The organism is Flagellimonas zhangzhouensis (assembly GCF_900102925.1).
Classification (GTDB): domain Bacteria; phylum Bacteroidota; class Bacteroidia; order Flavobacteriales; family Flavobacteriaceae; genus Flagellimonas; species Flagellimonas zhangzhouensis.
In genome coordinates, this window is sequence record NZ_FNKI01000001.1 from 950,221 (window position 1) to 967,123 (window position 16,903).

Here is a 16,903-nt window from a genome sequence, read left to right on the forward strand (position 1 = left end):
AAGATTAGGTGACTACAATATCATACTTTTTTAATAAACCGATCAATCCCTCTTTGTTGAATTTGGCCTTTTTAATTTTATTTTGGGTTGGATCAATGTTGAAATTAAAGGCAGTAGTAAAGTCAGCTTGCTCCAGATTGCTGTTTGAAAATATGGCACCTTCAAAATCACAGTTGGAAAAGTTGGCTTTGGACAATTGGGCCTCAGAAAAGTCAACTTGATGCAATTTGGAATCCAAAAATGTGGTTTTTGGAATGTCCATGTTGTAAAAGGAGGCAAGTGATAGGTTGCAATCCTGAAAATTGAAGGTTAACAAAATGGGATTGCACGAATCAAATTGTAATCCTACCATTTTGCAACCTATAAAAGTTACCTCATTAAAAATGGTGTGCGAAATGTTCGTATTCGTGAAATCACACCCTTCAAAGGTGCATTCCACGAAGTTTTGGTTGTCCAAAAACCCCTCGGTGAACAGGCAGTCCACAAAACGGCAATTCTCGTAATCACCTTTAGGCAATTTGTTTTGCGAATAATCCTGTTTTGTGAACTCCTGATCTAACCAAAAGGGTTTTTCCATTATTTGCCAGTCATTATTATAGCAGGAATATCCAATGCTTTGAACATATCGTTGTACGTCTTCATCTCACCGTCTATAATGGCGGTTTTTTCATCTGCATAGGTTTTCCATTCAGCCATCAAGTCCTTATAAAGTTCTTTGGCACCTCCCGTTACTTTGGGTTCCTCCACATCGATAAAACCTTTAAGGTTCATAAAATCTGCATTCAGTTTACTGCTGAAGTTCACCACATCTTGGAAGGTTTTCTGTTTGGGTTGAATCAGATTTTCTTCCCAAGTGGAGATGCGTTCCAATAGTTTATCCCCATTTTCCAAAAGGTCTTTTGCATCATCATTATCCTTCAACAATTCCTTGTATTTCTCCAGCTGACTTTTGGCTGTGCGCATTTGGTTGACTGCCTCGTGCATGTTCACCAAGGTTTCATCAATTTTGGTTAAATAGGATTGTTGCTCGGCATAATCAGCAGGTGTTCCTTCAATCAATGGGTCGGCCAAAACAACTGCTTTGGTCTCAACCATTTCTTCCCCAAGAGTAAGGCGAAGGGTATACGTTCCTGGTGCTACTCGCGAACCGCTGTATCCATCCATGGCAAAAACGCCATCAATAGCAGGAGGAGACTCACGGTAAAAATCCCAAGTGAATCGATTGTAGCCTTTTAAGGCTGGTAAAACTTGTGGTTTTGAAGGACCACCAGGCCAGCTTTTAAAACCTTTTGGAGGTTGATTGGAATAGCTTCTGATCACTTTTCCACCAGATAACACTTCCAATTTAAGTTCAGTGGAATCCAATTTCTGAGGCAAATAATAATCGAAAGTTACCCCTGATTTTGGATTTTGCCCTACGCCTGGCACATAATTGTCTGAGCTTTCATTATAAATGCGATAAGTATTTTTTGGCGTCACAATGCTCAATTTTGATGCAAGGGACAAACTGCTTTGAATCGCTCCTAAATCATCCAAAATCCAAAAAGCACGTCCAGCGGTGGCAGCTACCAAATCATTATCATGAATATACAAATCGTTTATGGGAACCACGGGCAAGTTCAATTGAAGCGGTTGCCAATGCTGACCATCATCCAAGGAAACAAACAATCCTGTTTCAGTACCAGCATACAATAATCCCTTTTGTTTTTTATCCTCGCGTACCACACGGGCAAAGTTGTGCTCGCCGTCAATTCCATTGGAGATTTGAGTCCAAGTTTGACCGTAATCGGTGGTTTTGAAGATATAAGTGTCCAAATCCATGAACTTATAGCGCATTAAAGTAATATAAGCCGTTGCGGCATCATGTGGTGAAACTTCAATGCTGTTGATGATACCTTCTTTAATGTTTGGAGGGGTGATATTGTCCCATGACTCTCCACCATTTTTGGTAATGTGAACCAAACCATCATCTGAGCCAGCATAGAGCACGCCCTCTTCATGCGGTGATTCCACCAAATACATAATGGTGTTGTAGTTTTCACCTCCTGCAGCTTCGTTGGTATAAGGACCACTTCCAGGACCTTGTTTTTCAATTTCGTTACGTGTTAAATCTGGACTTACCACATCCCAAGTGTAGCCGCCATCTTTAGTTCTGAATACTACATTCCCTGCATGGTAAATGGTGTTTCTATCGTGTGGCGAACTAATGATAGGTGCATTCCAGTTATATCTGAATTTGAAATCTTTCGGGATGTTACCCAAGCCCAATTCGGGATACTCTTGAATAGGCTTAGCCGTATGTGATGCTTTTATCCATTTTTCAATGATTCCTTGGTAGCATCCTCCGTAAACAAACTCTGGATTGTCTGGGTCAAAGGCTAAATAAGCACTTTCGCAGCCTGAAACAGGATGCCAATCTTTCCAATCAATGCCATTATCACGGGTACGACTAGCAATGGAAACAGAAGTGTTATCCTGCTGCCCGCCATACACATTATAAGGTACCAAATTGTCTGTAATTACACGATAAAATTGTGCTGTTGGTTGATATTGTTGTGAACTCCAGCTCTTACCTCCGTTGTTGGACACGTTGGCTCCACCATCGTTGGAGTTGATCATTACCTGATTGTTTTCTGGATGGATCCAAAGGTCATGGTTGTCGCCGTGCGGAACTGGGATAGGAGTGAAGGTTTTTCCACCATCAATGGATTTGGTTACGGGCGCATTGAGTACATAAACGATGTTTTCATCTTGCGTATCGGCAAAAATCTCCATATAGTACCAAGAACGAGCAATGTTGATTCGGTTTTTGTTGGTTTGACTCCAAGTCTTCCCTGCATCCATACTTTTGTACACACCGCCTTGTTCGCCTTCAGCTTCAATTACGGCATAAACCACATCGGAATTTGCCCTTGAAACAGATATACCTGATTTTCCAAATTCTTGAGGCAGTCCTTTTTCTATTTTATCCCAAGTGGTTCCACCATCGGTAGACTTGTAAAATCCTGATGAAGCACCTCCCGAAGTGATGGTCCAAGGTTTTCTTTCGTGTTGCCACATAGCAGCATACAAAATCAATGGGTTGTTCATGTCCATGCTCAAGGATACGGCTCCAGTAATATCATTTACATAAAGCACTTTTTCCCAAGTTTCTCCTCCATTTGTGGAGCGGTAAACCCCTCGGTCTTCAGAAGGGCCATATTGGGCACCTTGTGCCGCAACAAAAATGATATCGGGATTGGTTGGATGGATAATAACATCACCGATATGGCGTGTATGATCCAAACCAATGTGTTGCCATGTTTTTCCTGCGTCTGTTGATTTGTATACACCATCTCCCATTGAGGTCATTACCCCACGGGCGGCATGCTCACCCATTCCAGCAATTACCAAATTGGGATTGCTTTCGGAAACGGCAATATCACCTACGGTTCCTGTTTTCAGGAAACCGTCAGAAACATTTTTCCAGGTAACGCCATCATCGGTGGTTTTCCAAATTCCACCTCCAGTGTTACCCATGTAATAGGTATGTGGTTGGCCCACAACTCCAGATGAGGTAACACTTCGACCACCACGAAAAGGGCCAATATTACGCCATTTTAACCCTGGAAAAAGGGAGTCGTTTACAATAATGGAGGGTTCGTCTGATTTTTTGTTTCTGCGCTGCGCTTCCCCAGTGAAGGGTTGAAGTAAAAACAGCGCCAGAAGGAGTTGAAATAGTTTCATTTTGGTTGAGTTGAATTAGCTTACGGAAATATACAAAACCACCACCACATTGTTAATAAAAAGATAAATAATGATTTATAACGGAACATTCGTTCCAAATTAAATAGATTTGTTCTGGAACAATCGTTCTAATATTAATCTAACAATCAAAATCATCATGAACAAATTAGAAGGAAAAGTCGCCATAGTTACGGGCGCAACAAGTGGAATGGGTTTGGAAACAGCCAAAAAGTATCTTCAAGAAGGAGCAAAGGTGGTTCTTACGGGTAGAAACCAAGAAAAATTGGATGCTCTGAAAGGTGAATTGCAAGGTGATTATCTCTTGGTAAAGGCTGAAGCCTCCAGCTCAAAAGATAGCGCAGCTTTGATTTCCAAAACTGTAGAGGCTTTTGGACAAATCGATATTATTTTCTTGAATGCAGGAATTCTACGTTTGGAACCCATTGAAGCGCTTACTGAAACCATTTTTGACGAAGTGTACGATGTGAATGTAAAAGGACCTTTGTTTACCGTTAAGGAAGCTTATAATTTTTTGAATGAAGGTGCCAGTATTATTTTCAATACCTCTGTTGTAAATGTAAAAGGTTTTCCAGGGTTGGCTGCCTATGCATCTAGCAAAGCGGCCTTACGATCATTGGTTCGTACGTTGGCCACAGAATTCGGACCAAAAGGGATTAGAGTGAATGCTATAGCACCAGGGCCAATTGATACTCCTATTTATGATAAGCACAATATGCCAAAGGAGTCTTTTGATGAAATGGCTGAATCTTTCCCTTCCATGGTTTCATTAGGAAGGTATGGTAACTCAGGTGAGATAGCCTCAACAGCATTGTTCTTGGCATCTTCCGATAGCAGTTTTATTACAGGAGCAGAGATCCCAGTTGATGGAGGTTTGGCTCAAGTGTAAATTTTTTTGGATAAATTTGGAACAATTATTCCAAATGAATGCCTAGAACAAAGCAATTTAATGAAGAGGAAATATTGAAAAAGGCTATGGAACTCTTTTGGGAAAGAGGGTTCCATGCCACTTCAATTCAGAATTTGGTGACCTGTTTGGGCATAAATAGGGCCAGTTTGTACGACACTTTTGGTGGCAAGGAAGAATTGTTCAACAAAGTTTTTGAACATTATCGCAAACAAAGCAGTGAAGAGGTTCGCGCCACTTTTGAAAATGAGAACTCTGTGAAAGCTGGTTTTTGTAGGCTATTTGAAAATGCGATTGAAAAAGCACAGTTGGACCAGGCTCAAAAGGGATGCTTTGTTGTTAACACCACTACAGAGCTTATTCCAGGGGATGAAGCAATTCACAACGCCTTGCGAAAGAACAAGGAAAATGCTGAAAACCTTTTTATTGAGCAGATTAAAAAAGGAATTGAATCAGGTGAAATAGATGCATCCAAAGATGCAGACAGTATTGGCACTATGCTTTTTGCCCTATTCAGTGGTCTGCAAGTAATGGCCAAGGTTGATTCTGATCCAATCAAGCTTCGGAAACTCGTAAAATCTGGTTTATCAGTTTTGGGCTAAACTTGCTTAAACACGTTTGTATAAAAACAGGACTTCCTCCGTACTTCCTTCAGATTCAATTAATACCCATACATTAATTTGATTTTCATTGATTTTTTCCATCGTCAATCCATCAAAATAGACCTTGTTGGGCTCAATTTTAACCAACTTGAAGTCGATGGTCTGATTTTTTTCTTCCCAGCCCCTCATGTTGCCATCAAAATGTTTGAGTTGCAGAATAATGGTTTCATCCACTTGTTGAATATGCCCTGATTCGTAGAAAGAAACTTTGCCATCGTTCACCAATCGAAACACGAACATCATGGAATTGCCCAAGGGCGGTGACCAAATTTCTTCGGCAATACCACCAAATGCTTCTCCCTTCCAATGGCCTTCGATCCAAGCAACTTGGTCCAGATTTGCCTTAGGAGAAGTCTCGCCTTCAGGCAGTGAAAGAGTTTGTTGTGCCGAAACAATGCCTACACAAAGCAGCATTAAACATGTAATGGTTTTCATAATGGGTGTTTTTTGATTGATGAGGTAATTTACTTAATTAGTTAAAGCAAACTTGATGTTGACCGAAGTTTCCACCTTTATTTTCTCAAAATCAATATCCAATGGCGCTGCTTGATTCATGTTAGCTGAAACTGCTTTCATTTCCATCATGGGTGCTGCATTGTATCTAGGGTAATAGGGTTGGGAGTTGTCCACAATATGAATAGCCATTCCCACTTTTTGTCCCAAGGGTTGGGTCAAAGCAACCGCTTTTTGTTTGGCTTTTTGAACGGCTTTTGTTTTGAGTTCTAATTCCAGTTCCTCCATTTTGGAGTATTCTACCTTTTCAATCGAAGTGTTAGCAATATCCAAATTCTCCAAAGCGACCATAACATCGCCCAATTCCTTGCCAGAATAGACCAATAGGGAATATTGCTTGCTTTTGAGTACTTCTTGCTGACGCAGAAAGTATTTTTTAAAGTTGCTGCCCATATCCTTGATCACCAATTGCTTTTCTAAATCAATGCCCAAGGCTTTGAACCGTGCGGCCATTTTGTTTTCCTGCTCTTCCACCGAAACTTTTCCTTTGGTGTCTTTTTCCTGAATAATAATGCTCAAATAGATTTTATCAGGAGTAACCAAAGTGTCCACTTGGGCCGTAGTTTCCAAATAAGGGGTGTCTAAAAAATTCTTGGTTTGGGCAAAAATTGCCGTTGTGAACAAGGCTGTAGCTATAAATAGAATTGTTTTTTTCATGATGTAATTTGATTAAATGTAAATACTTCGACCTTACATTCAAAACCTATGCCGTTTTAAAATTCATCCCTAAAGGGAGCAAAATTTCTGGATTAACTCAATTATCTTGAGTACATTGTAAAGATGAAATTTATTTTGTCACCCGATAAATATAAAGGTTCGTTATCAGGACGTGAATTTTGTGAAACCGTTGCCCGTAGCCTTCAAAAAGTTTTTCCAGAAGGTGAAATTGTGAGCAGGCCTTTGGCCGATGGCGGCGATGGCACCATTGATGTGGTAAAGGACTATTTAAATGCTTCGGTGGTTTCCACAAAAGTGAAAGACCCCTTTTTTCGAGAGATTTCTGCCCCTTATTTACTTTCTGCTGATCAACAGACGGCCTTTATTGAAATGTCCGAAGCATCAGGTTATAAATTGCTCGATAAATCGGAAATGAACTGCATGCGCAGCACCACTTATGGTACTGGTGAAATGATTGTGGATGCCTTGGAAAAAGGAGCCAAACATATTGTTTTGGGCATTGGGGGAAGTGCCACCAACGATGGAGGTATGGGTACGGCCGCTGCTTTGGGATTTGAGTTTTTAGATAAGGAAGGTCAAATTTTGGAGCCCATTGGAAGGCATCTGGCGCATGTTTCAGAAATTAAAGCGGATAAAGTTCATCCCAAATTAAAAGAGGCCAAAATCGAAGTGGCTTGTGATGTGAACAATCCTTTTTACGGAAACCAAGGAGCTGCGCATGTTTACGGTCCTCAAAAAGGTGCTTCGGAAGAGGAAGTTGCTTTTTTAGATAAAGGTTTGGAGCACTTTGCCCAAATATTGAATTCTACTTTTAATATAGATGTGCAACAAATACAAGGTGCTGGCGCTGCAGGTGGTCTTGGTGGAGGTGCAGTTGTGTTTTTGAACGCAGAACTGGTCTCTGGAGTCGATATGGTGATGGAAATGGCCCAGTTTGAACAAGTTTTGGAAGGTGCCGATTGGGTAATTACGGGAGAAGGGCAGTTGGATGGCCAAACTTTGTCGGGCAAGACCATTAATGGAGTGATTCAGTCTGCAAAGCAAAAGCAGATTCCAGTTGCCGCCTTTTGTGGTTCGGTGGATGTGACAATGGAGCAAATGGAGGCCATGGGATTGGATTATGCCGTGTCCATTCTTAATCAAATAGGGAATTTAGAGGATGCAAAGGCCAAAACTGTGCAAAATTTGGAATTGGCGGCCTATAATTTTGCTCGACTTTTAAAACAAAGTATGGCCTAGTAATTGGCGCCTCTTTTCATTTTAAATTCCAAGGAAGCTTTTACGGTTTTCCATTCGCTATCCAAAATAGAGAAAACAACGGTGTCGCGTAAATTCCCTGCTTCATCCAAACGGTGATTCCTTAAAATACCATCCTGTTTGGCACCCAATCGCAAAATAGCATTCCGGGAACGATGGTTGTGAAAGTGCGTTCGGAACTCAACGGCAATACAATTCAAATGTTCAAAGGCATATTTCAACAATAGGTATTTGCACTCTGTATTGATTCCCGTTCGTTGCACTTTTTTGGCATACCAGGTGGCACCAATTTCTAACCGTTTGTTTTTTGCATCAACATTTAAAAAACGGGAGGTCCCAACAACGGTATTGGTTCTTTTATCGATTATTGTAAAAGGGAGTGATTTGCCTAAATTTTGCTCTGCAAGTGCGGTATCCAAGTATGAATCCATGGTTTTTGGATTGGGGACAGAAGTATACCAAAGTTCCCATAGATTACCATCCGAAGCGGCAAAAACCAAATCCACTTTATGTGTTTTTTGAAGTGGGACAAGCTTTACAAGATTTCCCTCAAGTTCAAGGGGCTGTAACCAAGATTCCATATATAGTGTTTAGAGTCCAAAGATAGGAGTATTTAATGCCATTTTCACAAACAAAAAAGCCGGGGAAAACCCCCGACCCTTTGTCAATCAAAAAACGAAACCTAATGTTATCCAATTTCTTTGAATTCTTCAATCATAAAGAAATCTTGGTCCTTATTGTTGATGAAATAAATTCCTTCATCCACAAAGTATTCCATGGTTTTGTCGTCCACTTTTACGGCAAAACCTTTATCAGTTGGAACAACTTTAAAACTATCGGTCACTGTTTTATAGTATTTTAATACCATGTAGTGTTCATAATTGCTATCGTTGTTGGAGTCAACAGCAATAAGCTTTACGACTTGTGCGGCTTTGTTTTCGCGGTCTTTATTGACCATATTTTTATTCTTGTTTTCCAAATCAATGGGGTAATTACGATGTTCCATCACTTTTACGTGATACGGAAATTCGGTTCCATTTTTTTCAACTGAAAAAGTTTTGTTGATGGACGCGTTCATAGTTCCGCTATTGGATTGTCCGTAACTGTAAATGCCAGTTAACATACATAATGATAATAGTGCTGTGAGTGTTTTCATGTTTAATATTTTATAGTTAATGATTTTATTTTCTATGGTTCAAGCGTTCTTATTTAAGATAAGAAGTGAACATCCAATTTCTTTTCTCCAAATGGGTCATGAAATCGGTCAAAAGCTGTTCGGTAACAACATCTCCAGTTTCCAAGGATGCATTTACACCATCCAACATATTATTATGTAGAGTTTCAAAATCCCTAAGCACTTCTCTTACCATTTCAATGGCAGAAAGCTCTTTGGTGGGTTCCTCTAAATCGGAAAGTTCCAATGTCTTTTTTAGAGTGAAATTTGGTTTTACCCCAAATACACGGATGCGTTCCGCGACAATGTCTATGTTCTTTTTGGTAGTGTTGTATTCGTTTTCAAACTCCTCGTGAAGTTCAAAGAACTCGGGACCTTCAATATTCCAGTGAAAGTTTCTGAGTTTATTGTAGAATACTTGGTAGTTGGCTAAGAGGGTGTTAAGAGCGACCACAATTTCTGCGGTTTCCAAGTATGTAAATCCTAATTTTTTGAAAGTTTTGTTTTTTGCTTTTACGGTTTCCATGTAATAATTTTTTTTGATTTGACTTCAGTTAAATGCATAACAGCATCACAAACAATTCGTTTGATGATTTTTTAAGTAGAAATGATTTTTGAAATAGGATGAAGTATCCTTTCAAATAAAAATTGGCCAAGAAGGGCCTAGAATACCAATGTCTTGAAGTGTGTTATTGTGTAATTCATATATATACAATATACACTTATATAGAAGAAAATCAAGTATTTAACATGATTTAACAAGTGGGAAATATTATAAACGGAGCTGCTATTCGTCTATAAGGACCACAAACCCCTGACAGAGTGAAAGATATATTTCTGAAGAAATGTCGGTCACATATTCCTTACTGGCACTGAATACTTTTTGGGGTTCACCATGGATCGGGTCATGCTCTTGAATATAAATGTAGTCCGATGTATCATACATGCATTTTCCCAAACTAAATCTATTAACTACTTGATATTTATCGATTTTGCGTATGCCCATAGTTGAATGCTCTAAAAAGGGTTAGACACCTAATGCACTTTTTGGTCACTCTTTTTTGTATAAATATTTACAAACGGATACAAACGAAAGCAAATGTTTTAAAACCGAATCCCATTTTTTAAGCAATTTATGTTTGCCCTGTCGAAACAATGAAGTTCGATGTAACAAATACAAATCTTAAATCTTATCGTATGAATTCTTTAAAAAACAAAGTACAGTTAATCGGAAACTTGGGTAACGATCCTGAAATCATCACCATGGAAAATGGGAGCAAATTGGCCAAGTTCGCCATTGCAACCAACGAAACCTATAAAAACCATGAGGGTGAAAAAGTAACAGATACCCAATGGCACAATATAGTAGCATGGGGAAAGATTGCCGAAATCGTGGAAAACTTTTTATCCAAAGGCAAGGAAGTTATGATTGAAGGAAAGTTGACTTCCCGTTCATACGAAACCAAGGAAGGTGAGAAGCGGTACATTACCGAGGTTCGGTGTAATGAACTGCTTATGCTGAGTAAGTAATCGTATAAAAATGTGACTAAAAGAGGGGTAATCGCCCCTTTTTTTTATTTAAGGTAGGGTATAATCTTCTTGGATTGTTATTAAGACGAACGCCAGAATAAATTTAGATGAACAACCTATTAAAAGTTCTATCAAATGAATTACAAAACATTAGTTATGGTTTTGTTTGTTTCTGTACTGGCGTACCAAACTTCAGCACAAGAAAAGCAAGTTGATGTTTCCTTTTTTAAAGAAAAGGCTAAAATAGATGCCCACTACGAACAATCTTTTATCCCTTTAAACGAGGAGGATGAAATAGATTTTTGGAACGATCAACTTCAATACGAAAGTGATTTAAAACAATGGGATTCAAATGCCTATCACGTTTATTTAAAAGAAAAATCCTATGCTTATAGCGAATATGCAAAAAAGTGTAATCAAAATTGCAAGCATAGTGAACACTATATGCAACATGCGATTTTTTACATAAAGTATTACGAATATTATTATCCTCGAGAAAGCAGTGCCATGATTTCAGAGGTAAGGGTGGAGACATCCGGACTGGAAGTAGAAAACTTCTAAGTTAATTTGGTTAGTTAACAAAAAACGCTCCGATTTCGGAGCGTTTTTTTTATTGGTTAATCTAACCCGCCTTTTCGTTGGGGAGATCTAGGAGATGGCCATTCCATGGGTTCTCCTGTTCTTTTGTTAATGGGCAACACAGCTTTTTCACGATCCGTTTTTTCAGCATCTTCGCTAGCTTTATAAGCTAAAATTGCAGTTAAAATGGCGTTGTTACGAACATCATCAAAAATAATTTTATCATATGTGTCCCTATTGGTGTGCCAGGTATAATTCCAGTACGACCAACTCAAAGAACTCAAACTAAATGCTGGAGCTCCCGCAGCTTGAAAAGAGGCATAATCTGAACCTCCACGTGCTGGTGTCCCAGGGAAAGTGGTTTCGATCTCATCGGTTATTTCATCGGGAACTGCGTTAAGCCATTTGCTTAAATAGTCATAGGATTTTAAGAATCCACCTCCAGAAATGCGAACTACCCTTCCTGTTCCATTATCTTGATTGAAAACAGCTTGAACACCCGATACAATTTCAGGATGATCTTCCACATAAGCACGAGAACCGTTCAGACCTTGTTCTTCACTTCCCCAATGCCCTACCAATATGGTACGTTTTGGATTTGGATAAACTTTTTTCAAGATACGCATGGCTTCCATCATCACCAATGTGCCAGTTCCGTTGTCAGTAGCTCCAGTTCCACCATCCCAAGAATCGAAATGCGCAGAAAGGATAACATATTCGTCTGGTTTTTCAGAACCTTTGATTTCTGCAATGGTATTGAATGTAGGAGCAACGCCTAAATCCTTGGATTCGGCTACAATATGCAATTGTGGTTTTTGTCCAGATTCAACCAAGCGATACAACATTCCGTAATCTTCCAATTCCAAATCTACTGTTGGAATTTCTTTGGTATAAGCACTGAATATTTTGTTTACACCAAAACCACGTGACCAATACGATGCAACAATACCTACCGCACCAGCTTCTTCCAAAGCAACAGGAAGTGAACGTCGGTCCAATCCAGTGTTTTTCATGTTTTCGTTCCAAGCCTCGTTTTGCTCGTCACGTTCTTTTTTCATTTTTTCAAAGGACTTTTCTGTAGCAAACTCCTCCCAATTGTAATCGGGTCTGCCTGTAGGTTGTGGCATTGAAATCATCACTAGTTTACCTTTAACGTTGGGCAACCAATTTGCAAAGGCCATAGAATCTTTTACGGTAGGCAAAACCACCAACTCGGCAGTCACCCCTTTTTTTGAAGTAGAAGGGCTCCAAGCCAATTGGGTTCCCCTTAAACTCTGAACTCTTGGAGAAACCATATCGATATGGAAAATACCGCGCTCCCAACTTTTCCATTCGCCCCATTGCTCGTTTGCAGCAGGAATGCCCCAACTTTGGTATTTGGCAACCGCCCAATCATGGGCATTTTTCATTTGCGGCGTACCTACCAAACGAGGTCCGATGCCGTCCATTAGTTCATGTCCCAAAGTTTCCAACTGGGAGTTTTCGGTAGCTTCTTTGATGATGGATTCAACAACAGGGTCTTTATCCTGAGCCGAAACCAAACAAACCGATAAAGTAAATAATGCAGTGATTAAAGTATTCTTGCGTATCATTTGAGTTAGTTTTCCCTAAAAATAGAACTTTTAGAGCACCTATGCAGAATACTTGAAAAATTGGAGTTTAAAAATCGGTTGGGGGTTAAGCGACTTTCTTCATCAGGTCAAAACAAGGACATTTTTTACAACGCTTGTTCTCACCTTTTTTAAACTTTTTACAGCACTTGGATTTTACGTTCCCACTAGGAGGAAGTTCACGTAAAAGTGCTTTTTTAAGTTTCTTCTTTTCTTTATCCTTCTTCTTTTTCCCCATGATTATGAATAGAGATGGGGCGAAAATAATTGTTTTTAATTAATCTAAATAAGAAATTAACATTAAAGTGATTCTTGCAGATTAAAATTGAAGGGAGACACCCATAGTTCCTGGTCCAAAAGAAAGGTTCCAGCTTACGTTTTTTTCTTGATTATTATATTTTTCATCGTATTTGGAATCCAAATAACGGTCAATGGATTCCACAATAAAAATGCTCAACACTGTACTGAAGGCTACGTCCGAAAACCAGTGAAAATCATCCACAACACGAACGAATCCTGGAATAAGTCCCACCGTATAAATCCCTGCTTTTACCCAAGGGCTCTTAAATTGTTTACCGATGGCATAAGCGTTACTAAAAGCTAACATGGCATGTCCTGAGGGAAAGGAATCGTAATTATACACTCGGTTAAAATGAAACGGGTCGAAAGTAGCAGAACTTTGTCCACTCTTTGGTCTTGCTCTACCAATAATTCGTTTGGTGACTTGTTGCAAAAAACCACCTGCTGTTGCTGATGCTATTAAAAGTACACCAGTTCGCCTCAATTTTTCGTTTTTGGTGAAAAGACCAGCAAGATAAACCCCTCCTGTCAACATATAATTGTTCTCTGGACTTCCGTATTCGTGGCCATAATCCATAATAAAATCAGGTACATCATTTTGAAATCCATTGGTCCAATGGTTGATTTCATCATCAACAGTAGTTAACAACAAGGTTCCTCCTGTTAAATAACCAAAATTGGCCCAATCATTTCCTTGCCAATGAAACGGTCGTGAGTAGGCATAACCTACGCCACCGAAAATGTTACCGATATCATAGGTAAAATCGTTCCAAAGCGTGTTATCTTTTTTAGTGTTGAAATCCTGAGCCATTGTTGGCAAAACAGCTACAAAGAGCAAGAGGTATTTTATGAGCTTCATAGAGGTTGAAAATAAGATGTGCTAAAATTACATATAAATATGCTGTGCCAACCTATACGTATTGGCATGTGCCTCAACAATTATTTTGATGTCTGGCGAGTATCCACCACCCATACTGCATTGGACTGGAATCTTATAGTCGTAACAAGTTTGAAGAACATAACTATCACGTTCTTTGCATCCTTCCAACGTTAAGGACAAAGTACCTAATTTGTCAGATTCCAACACATCAACCCCACTCAAATAGAAGATAAAATCAGGTTGAACCTGCTCTAAAAGTTCGGGTATGGTCTTTTTTAATATGGAAAGATATTCTTGATCGTTTGTGCCCTTATCCAAAGGAATATCCAAGTCTGATGTTTCCTTTTTAAAGGGATAATTGCCCTTCCCATGCATGGAAAAGGTAAAAACAGAATGGTCGTTCTGGAAGATTTCTGCCGTTCCATTGCCTTGATGCACATCTAAATCGACCACTAAAACCTTTTTTGCCAAATTTTGGTTGATGAGATACCGAGCACCAATGGCTTGATCGTTGAGCATGCAAAATGCCTCACCACGGTCGGAGTAGGCATGATGTGTCCCCCCTGCAATATTCATTGCAATGCCATGTTCCAATGCAAATTGACACCCTTTTATGGTGCCATCGGCAATAATGCGTTCCCGTTGTACCAATGTTTCACTTAATGGAAAACCAATCTTTCTAGCTTCCTTGGCAGTGAGCTTCAAACCTACCAAATTCTCAAAATACTCTTGATTATGGGCTGCTAATATATGCTTGTTATCAGGAAGGATAGGCTCAAAAAAGTTGGCTTCCGAAACGGTTCCTTCATGAAGCAATTGTTGGGGTAAAAGCTCATATTTGATCATCGGAAACCGATGTTTCTCAGGCAAAGGATGTTTGTAAATAGGATGGTACGCTATTTTCAGCATGGGGTTGCCTTATTTATGCAGTGCCAATTGAATGCGTTTTCGAGGTACATCAACATCTAAAACTTTTACCACAACTTGTTGGTGCAAGTGCACGTGTTCGTTCACGTCTTTCACAAAAGTATCCGAAAGATTGGAAACGTGAATTAGACCACTTTCTTTAATGCCAATGTCCACAAAACAACCAAAATTGGTGATGTTGTTTACAATTCCAGGCAACAATTGTCCCTCTCGTAAATCGGTAATTTCCCTGATGTTCTGGTTAAAGGTGAACACCTTGGCTTTTTCGCGAAGATCTAATCCTGGCTTTTCCAATTCCTTTACAATATCTTCCAAAGTGGGCATACCAATCGTGTCGGTGCAATACGATTTAAGATCAATGCCTTGTAAAGATGTTTTGTTACCAACAATTTCTTTTAAGGGAATGCCTTGGTCCTTGGCCATTTTGGAAACCAGACCATAACTTTCTGGGTGCACTGCCGAATCATCCAAAGGATTATCGCCGTTTTTGATGCGCAAAAACCCAGCACTTTGTTCAAAAGCCTTTCCACCCAAACGAGCCACTTTTTTGATTTCGTCACGGTTCTTAAATACTCCGTTTTCATTTCGGTGGGCTACAATGTTCTCTGCCAATTTCGGACCAATCCCAGAAACATAACTCAACAAAGGAACACTTGCTGTATTGATGTTGACCCCAACGGAGTTCACACAACTTTCTACCACGGTATCCAATGAGGTCTTAAGTTGGGTTTGATCCACATCGTGTTGGTATTGCCCAACACCGATGGATTTCGCATCAATTTTCACCAATTCCGCCAAGGGATCGGCTAATCGTCTACCAATGGAAACAGCTCCTCTTACCGTAACATCGTAATTCGGAAACTCATCACGTGCAATTTTGGAAGCCGAATAAATGGAGGCTCCAGCTTCACTTACCACAAATACTTCGATGGGTTTTTTAAACGCAATGCGTTTTACCAACTGTTCTGTTTCCCGAGATGCCGTTCCGTTGCCAATGGCAATGGCCTCAATTTTATAGGCATCTACCAAAGAACTTATTTTTTTGATAGCCCCTGAACTATCCCGTTGTGGCGGATGGGGATAAATGGTTTCGTTATGTTTAAGGTCGCCCTGTTCATCTAAACAGACCACTTTACATCCTGTTCTAAAACCAGGGTCGATGGCCAAAATGCGTTTTTCACCTAAAGGTGCTCCCAATAACAATTGTTTTAGGTTTTTGGAAAACACCTGAATTGCGGAAGCATCCGCTTTTTCTTTGGCTGATTTTAAAAGTTCATTGGATAGCGAGGGTAGCAGAAGTCTTTTAAAGGAATCAGCAATCGCCAATTCAATATGTTCGGCACAAGCATTGTTGGTTTTAATGATGCGCCTTTCGATATTTTGCAGTGCCCTTTCATCATCTATCTCAATTTTAACCCGAATGAAACCTTCTTTTTCTGCTCGCATAATGGCCAAAAAACGGTGCGATGGGCATCGGCTCAAAGGTTCGCTCCAATCAAAATAATCACGGAATTTTTGGGCTTTTTCATCGTCTTTTTTGGCCTTCACCACTTTAGTGGTGATTAAAGCAAAACGCTCCAATTGATTTCGCAATTGGTTTCGGAGATCGGTGCGTTCGTTGATCCATTCGGCAATTATGTGTCGCGCTCCCTCAAGGGCATCATCCTCGTTTACGACTTCTTTGCTCAAATATTTGGAGGCAATGTATTCGATTTCATCGCTGCGTTGTGCCATAATGATTTTGGCCAAGGGCTCCAATCCATTTTTACGGGCAGTCTCCGCTTTGGTCTTCTTGCTTTTTTTGAAAGGGAGATACAAATCCTCCAAACTTGTCAAATCCTCGCAGCTTAAAAATTTGGATTTTAACTCGGGAGTCAGGGCATCTTGTTCCTCAACCGCTTTGATAATAGCTGCTTTTCGTTTTTCAAGAGCTTCAAACTGGGCTTTAAATTGCACAATTGCCCCAATTTGAACCTCATCCAAATTGCCTGTAAGTTCTTTTCGGTATCTGGAAATAAATGGAACGGTACAATCTTCATCCAAAAGGGCTACTGTATTGACAACGCTTTTTTCTGAAAGTTGGGTGTGGCGAACAATGTAGGGAACAAGTTGCATGATGTTTGTTTAGTAGATGTCACTTCG

General features: G+C 39.8%; 17 protein-coding genes. 5 read left to right on the forward strand and 12 right to left on the reverse strand.

The genetic code is table 11. The features are described 5' to 3' along the window. Positions 1 to 4 precede the first annotated feature (4 nt). Together BLQ18_RS04185 and BLQ18_RS04190 are read right to left on the reverse strand one after the other, a co-directional pair. Positions 5 to 577 carry a pentapeptide repeat-containing protein gene (locus tag BLQ18_RS04185; protein WP_090292974.1) on the reverse strand — a complete coding sequence of 191 codons (573 nt, stop codon included), beginning with the start codon at positions 575 to 577 and terminating at the stop codon, positions 5 to 7. Beyond that, positions 577 to 3,726 (reverse strand): WD40/YVTN/BNR-like repeat-containing protein, encoded by a 3,150-nt coding sequence (locus tag BLQ18_RS04190; RefSeq protein WP_090292976.1) that lies wholly within the window; start codon positions 3,724 to 3,726, stop codon positions 577 to 579. Before BLQ18_RS04190 ends, BLQ18_RS04185 begins: the two co-directional genes overlap by 1 nt. A gap of 157 nt (positions 3,727 to 3,883) precedes the next feature. On the opposite strand from BLQ18_RS04190, the gene BLQ18_RS04195 reads away from it, so the two are divergent. Together BLQ18_RS04195 and BLQ18_RS04200 are read left to right on the forward strand one after the other, a co-directional pair. After that, complete coding sequence (locus tag BLQ18_RS04195) at positions 3,884 to 4,633, forward strand: glucose 1-dehydrogenase (protein WP_090292977.1); 750 nt, start codon at positions 3,884 to 3,886, stop codon at positions 4,631 to 4,633. A 38-nt stretch (positions 4,634 to 4,671) separates the two neighbouring features. After that, positions 4,672 to 5,253, forward strand: coding sequence for a TetR/AcrR family transcriptional regulator (locus tag BLQ18_RS04200; protein WP_090292982.1), 582 nt, complete (start codon positions 4,672 to 4,674; stop codon positions 5,251 to 5,253). A 6-nt stretch (positions 5,254 to 5,259) separates the two neighbouring features. On the opposite strand, the gene BLQ18_RS04205 is transcribed toward BLQ18_RS04200, so the two are convergent. Together BLQ18_RS04205 and BLQ18_RS04210 are read right to left on the reverse strand one after the other, a co-directional pair. Further along, positions 5,260 to 5,748 (reverse strand): DUF6265 family protein, encoded by a 489-nt coding sequence (locus tag BLQ18_RS04205; RefSeq protein ID WP_090292986.1) that lies wholly within the window; start codon positions 5,746 to 5,748, stop codon positions 5,260 to 5,262. A gap of 33 nt (positions 5,749 to 5,781) precedes the next feature. Then, entirely contained in the window at positions 5,782 to 6,483 is a 702-nt protein-coding gene (locus BLQ18_RS04210) for an SIMPL domain-containing protein (RefSeq protein ID WP_090292987.1), read from the reverse strand. A 123-nt stretch (positions 6,484 to 6,606) separates the two neighbouring features. Between BLQ18_RS04210 and BLQ18_RS04215 the strand changes: the two genes are divergently transcribed. Continuing rightward, entirely contained in the window at positions 6,607 to 7,743 is a 1,137-nt protein-coding gene (locus BLQ18_RS04215; RefSeq protein WP_090292988.1) for a glycerate kinase, read from the forward strand. Here BLQ18_RS04215 and BLQ18_RS04220 read toward each other — a convergent pair. The 4 genes from BLQ18_RS04220 to BLQ18_RS04235 form a co-directional block, all read right to left on the reverse strand. Then, on the reverse strand, positions 7,740 to 8,342 hold the full coding sequence (locus BLQ18_RS04220) for a GNAT family N-acetyltransferase (RefSeq protein WP_090292989.1): 603 nt from the start codon (positions 8,340 to 8,342) through the stop codon (positions 7,740 to 7,742). The genes BLQ18_RS04215 and BLQ18_RS04220 overlap by 4 nt on opposite strands. Before the next feature lie 107 nt (positions 8,343 to 8,449). Next, on the reverse strand, positions 8,450 to 8,917 hold the full coding sequence (locus BLQ18_RS04225; protein WP_139150360.1) for a hypothetical protein: 468 nt from the start codon (positions 8,915 to 8,917) through the stop codon (positions 8,450 to 8,452). Positions 8,918 to 8,966: 49 nt separating this feature from the next. Then, positions 8,967 to 9,461, reverse strand: a complete 495-nt coding sequence (locus tag BLQ18_RS04230) for a Dps family protein (RefSeq protein ID WP_090292993.1) — start codon at positions 9,459 to 9,461, stop codon at positions 8,967 to 8,969. Between the two features lie 261 nt (positions 9,462 to 9,722). Next, positions 9,723 to 9,941: a hypothetical protein gene (locus BLQ18_RS04235; protein ID WP_090292996.1), complete on the reverse strand. Its 219-nt coding sequence runs from the start codon at positions 9,939 to 9,941 to the stop codon at positions 9,723 to 9,725. A 191-nt stretch (positions 9,942 to 10,132) separates the two neighbouring features. Between BLQ18_RS04235 and BLQ18_RS04240 the strand changes: the two genes are divergently transcribed. Together BLQ18_RS04240 and BLQ18_RS04245 are read left to right on the forward strand one after the other, a co-directional pair. Next, positions 10,133 to 10,465 (forward strand): single-stranded DNA-binding protein, encoded by a 333-nt coding sequence (locus tag BLQ18_RS04240; RefSeq protein WP_090293667.1) that lies wholly within the window; start codon positions 10,133 to 10,135, stop codon positions 10,463 to 10,465. A gap of 135 nt (positions 10,466 to 10,600) precedes the next feature. Then, entirely contained in the window at positions 10,601 to 11,026 is a 426-nt protein-coding gene (locus tag BLQ18_RS04245) for a hypothetical protein (RefSeq protein ID WP_090292998.1), read from the forward strand. A 56-nt stretch (positions 11,027 to 11,082) separates the two neighbouring features. Here BLQ18_RS04245 and BLQ18_RS04250 read toward each other — a convergent pair whose 3' ends face one another. The 4 genes from BLQ18_RS04250 to BLQ18_RS04265 form a co-directional block, all read right to left on the reverse strand. Further along, positions 11,083 to 12,636, reverse strand: a complete 1,554-nt coding sequence (locus BLQ18_RS04250; protein WP_090293000.1) for a M20/M25/M40 family metallo-hydrolase — start codon at positions 12,634 to 12,636, stop codon at positions 11,083 to 11,085. 337 nt (positions 12,637 to 12,973) lie between these two features. Then, the gene (locus BLQ18_RS04255; RefSeq protein ID WP_090293003.1) at positions 12,974 to 13,813 is read right to left on the reverse strand and encodes a phosphatase PAP2 family protein; all 840 of its coding nucleotides are present in this window, start codon (positions 13,811 to 13,813) and stop codon (positions 12,974 to 12,976) included. Between the two features lie 27 nt (positions 13,814 to 13,840). Then, the gene (locus BLQ18_RS04260) at positions 13,841 to 14,743 is read right to left on the reverse strand and encodes a histone deacetylase family protein (protein ID WP_090293006.1); all 903 of its coding nucleotides are present in this window, start codon (positions 14,741 to 14,743) and stop codon (positions 13,841 to 13,843) included. Between the two features lie 9 nt (positions 14,744 to 14,752). Beyond that, positions 14,753 to 16,876 carry a Tex family protein gene (locus BLQ18_RS04265; protein ID WP_090293009.1) on the reverse strand — a complete coding sequence of 708 codons (2,124 nt, stop codon included), beginning with the start codon at positions 16,874 to 16,876 and terminating at the stop codon, positions 14,753 to 14,755. Between the last annotated feature and the right edge of the window lie 27 nt (positions 16,877 to 16,903).

Coding starts and splice junctions, on each gene's coding strand:
- BLQ18_RS04200 (WP_090292982.1), top strand. CDS start 4,672: ATGCCTAGAACAAAGCAATTTAATGAAGAGGAAATATTGAAAAAGGCT.
- BLQ18_RS04240 (WP_090293667.1), top strand. CDS start 10,133: ATGAATTCTTTAAAAAACAAAGTACAGTTAATCGGAAACTTGGGTAAC.
- BLQ18_RS04245 (WP_090292998.1), top strand. CDS start 10,601: ATGAATTACAAAACATTAGTTATGGTTTTGTTTGTTTCTGTACTGGCG.
- BLQ18_RS04255 (WP_090293003.1), bottom strand. CDS start 13,813: ATGAAGCTCATAAAATACCTCTTGCTCTTTGTAGCTGTTTTGCCAACA.
- BLQ18_RS04210 (WP_090292987.1), bottom strand. CDS start 6,483: ATGAAAAAAACAATTCTATTTATAGCTACAGCCTTGTTCACAACGGCA.
- BLQ18_RS04265 (WP_090293009.1), bottom strand. CDS start 16,876: ATGCAACTTGTTCCCTACATTGTTCGCCACACCCAACTTTCAGAAAAA.
- BLQ18_RS04220 (WP_090292989.1), bottom strand. CDS start 8,342: ATGGAATCTTGGTTACAGCCCCTTGAACTTGAGGGAAATCTTGTAAAG.
- BLQ18_RS04260 (WP_090293006.1), bottom strand. CDS start 14,743: ATGCTGAAAATAGCGTACCATCCTATTTACAAACATCCTTTGCCTGAG.
- BLQ18_RS04225 (WP_139150360.1), bottom strand. CDS start 8,917: ATGAAAACACTCACAGCACTATTATCATTATGTATGTTAACTGGCATT.
- BLQ18_RS04195 (WP_090292977.1), top strand. CDS start 3,884: ATGAACAAATTAGAAGGAAAAGTCGCCATAGTTACGGGCGCAACAAGT.
- BLQ18_RS04215 (WP_090292988.1), top strand. CDS start 6,607: ATGAAATTTATTTTGTCACCCGATAAATATAAAGGTTCGTTATCAGGA.
- BLQ18_RS04230 (WP_090292993.1), bottom strand. CDS start 9,461: ATGGAAACCGTAAAAGCAAAAAACAAAACTTTCAAAAAATTAGGATTT.
- BLQ18_RS04190 (WP_090292976.1), bottom strand. CDS start 3,726: ATGAAACTATTTCAACTCCTTCTGGCGCTGTTTTTACTTCAACCCTTC.
- BLQ18_RS04205 (WP_090292986.1), bottom strand. CDS start 5,748: ATGAAAACCATTACATGTTTAATGCTGCTTTGTGTAGGCATTGTTTCG.
- BLQ18_RS04185 (WP_090292974.1), bottom strand. CDS start 577: ATGGAAAAACCCTTTTGGTTAGATCAGGAGTTCACAAAACAGGATTAT.
- BLQ18_RS04250 (WP_090293000.1), bottom strand. CDS start 12,636: ATGATACGCAAGAATACTTTAATCACTGCATTATTTACTTTATCGGTT.
- BLQ18_RS04235 (WP_090292996.1), bottom strand. CDS start 9,941: ATGGGCATACGCAAAATCGATAAATATCAAGTAGTTAATAGATTTAGT.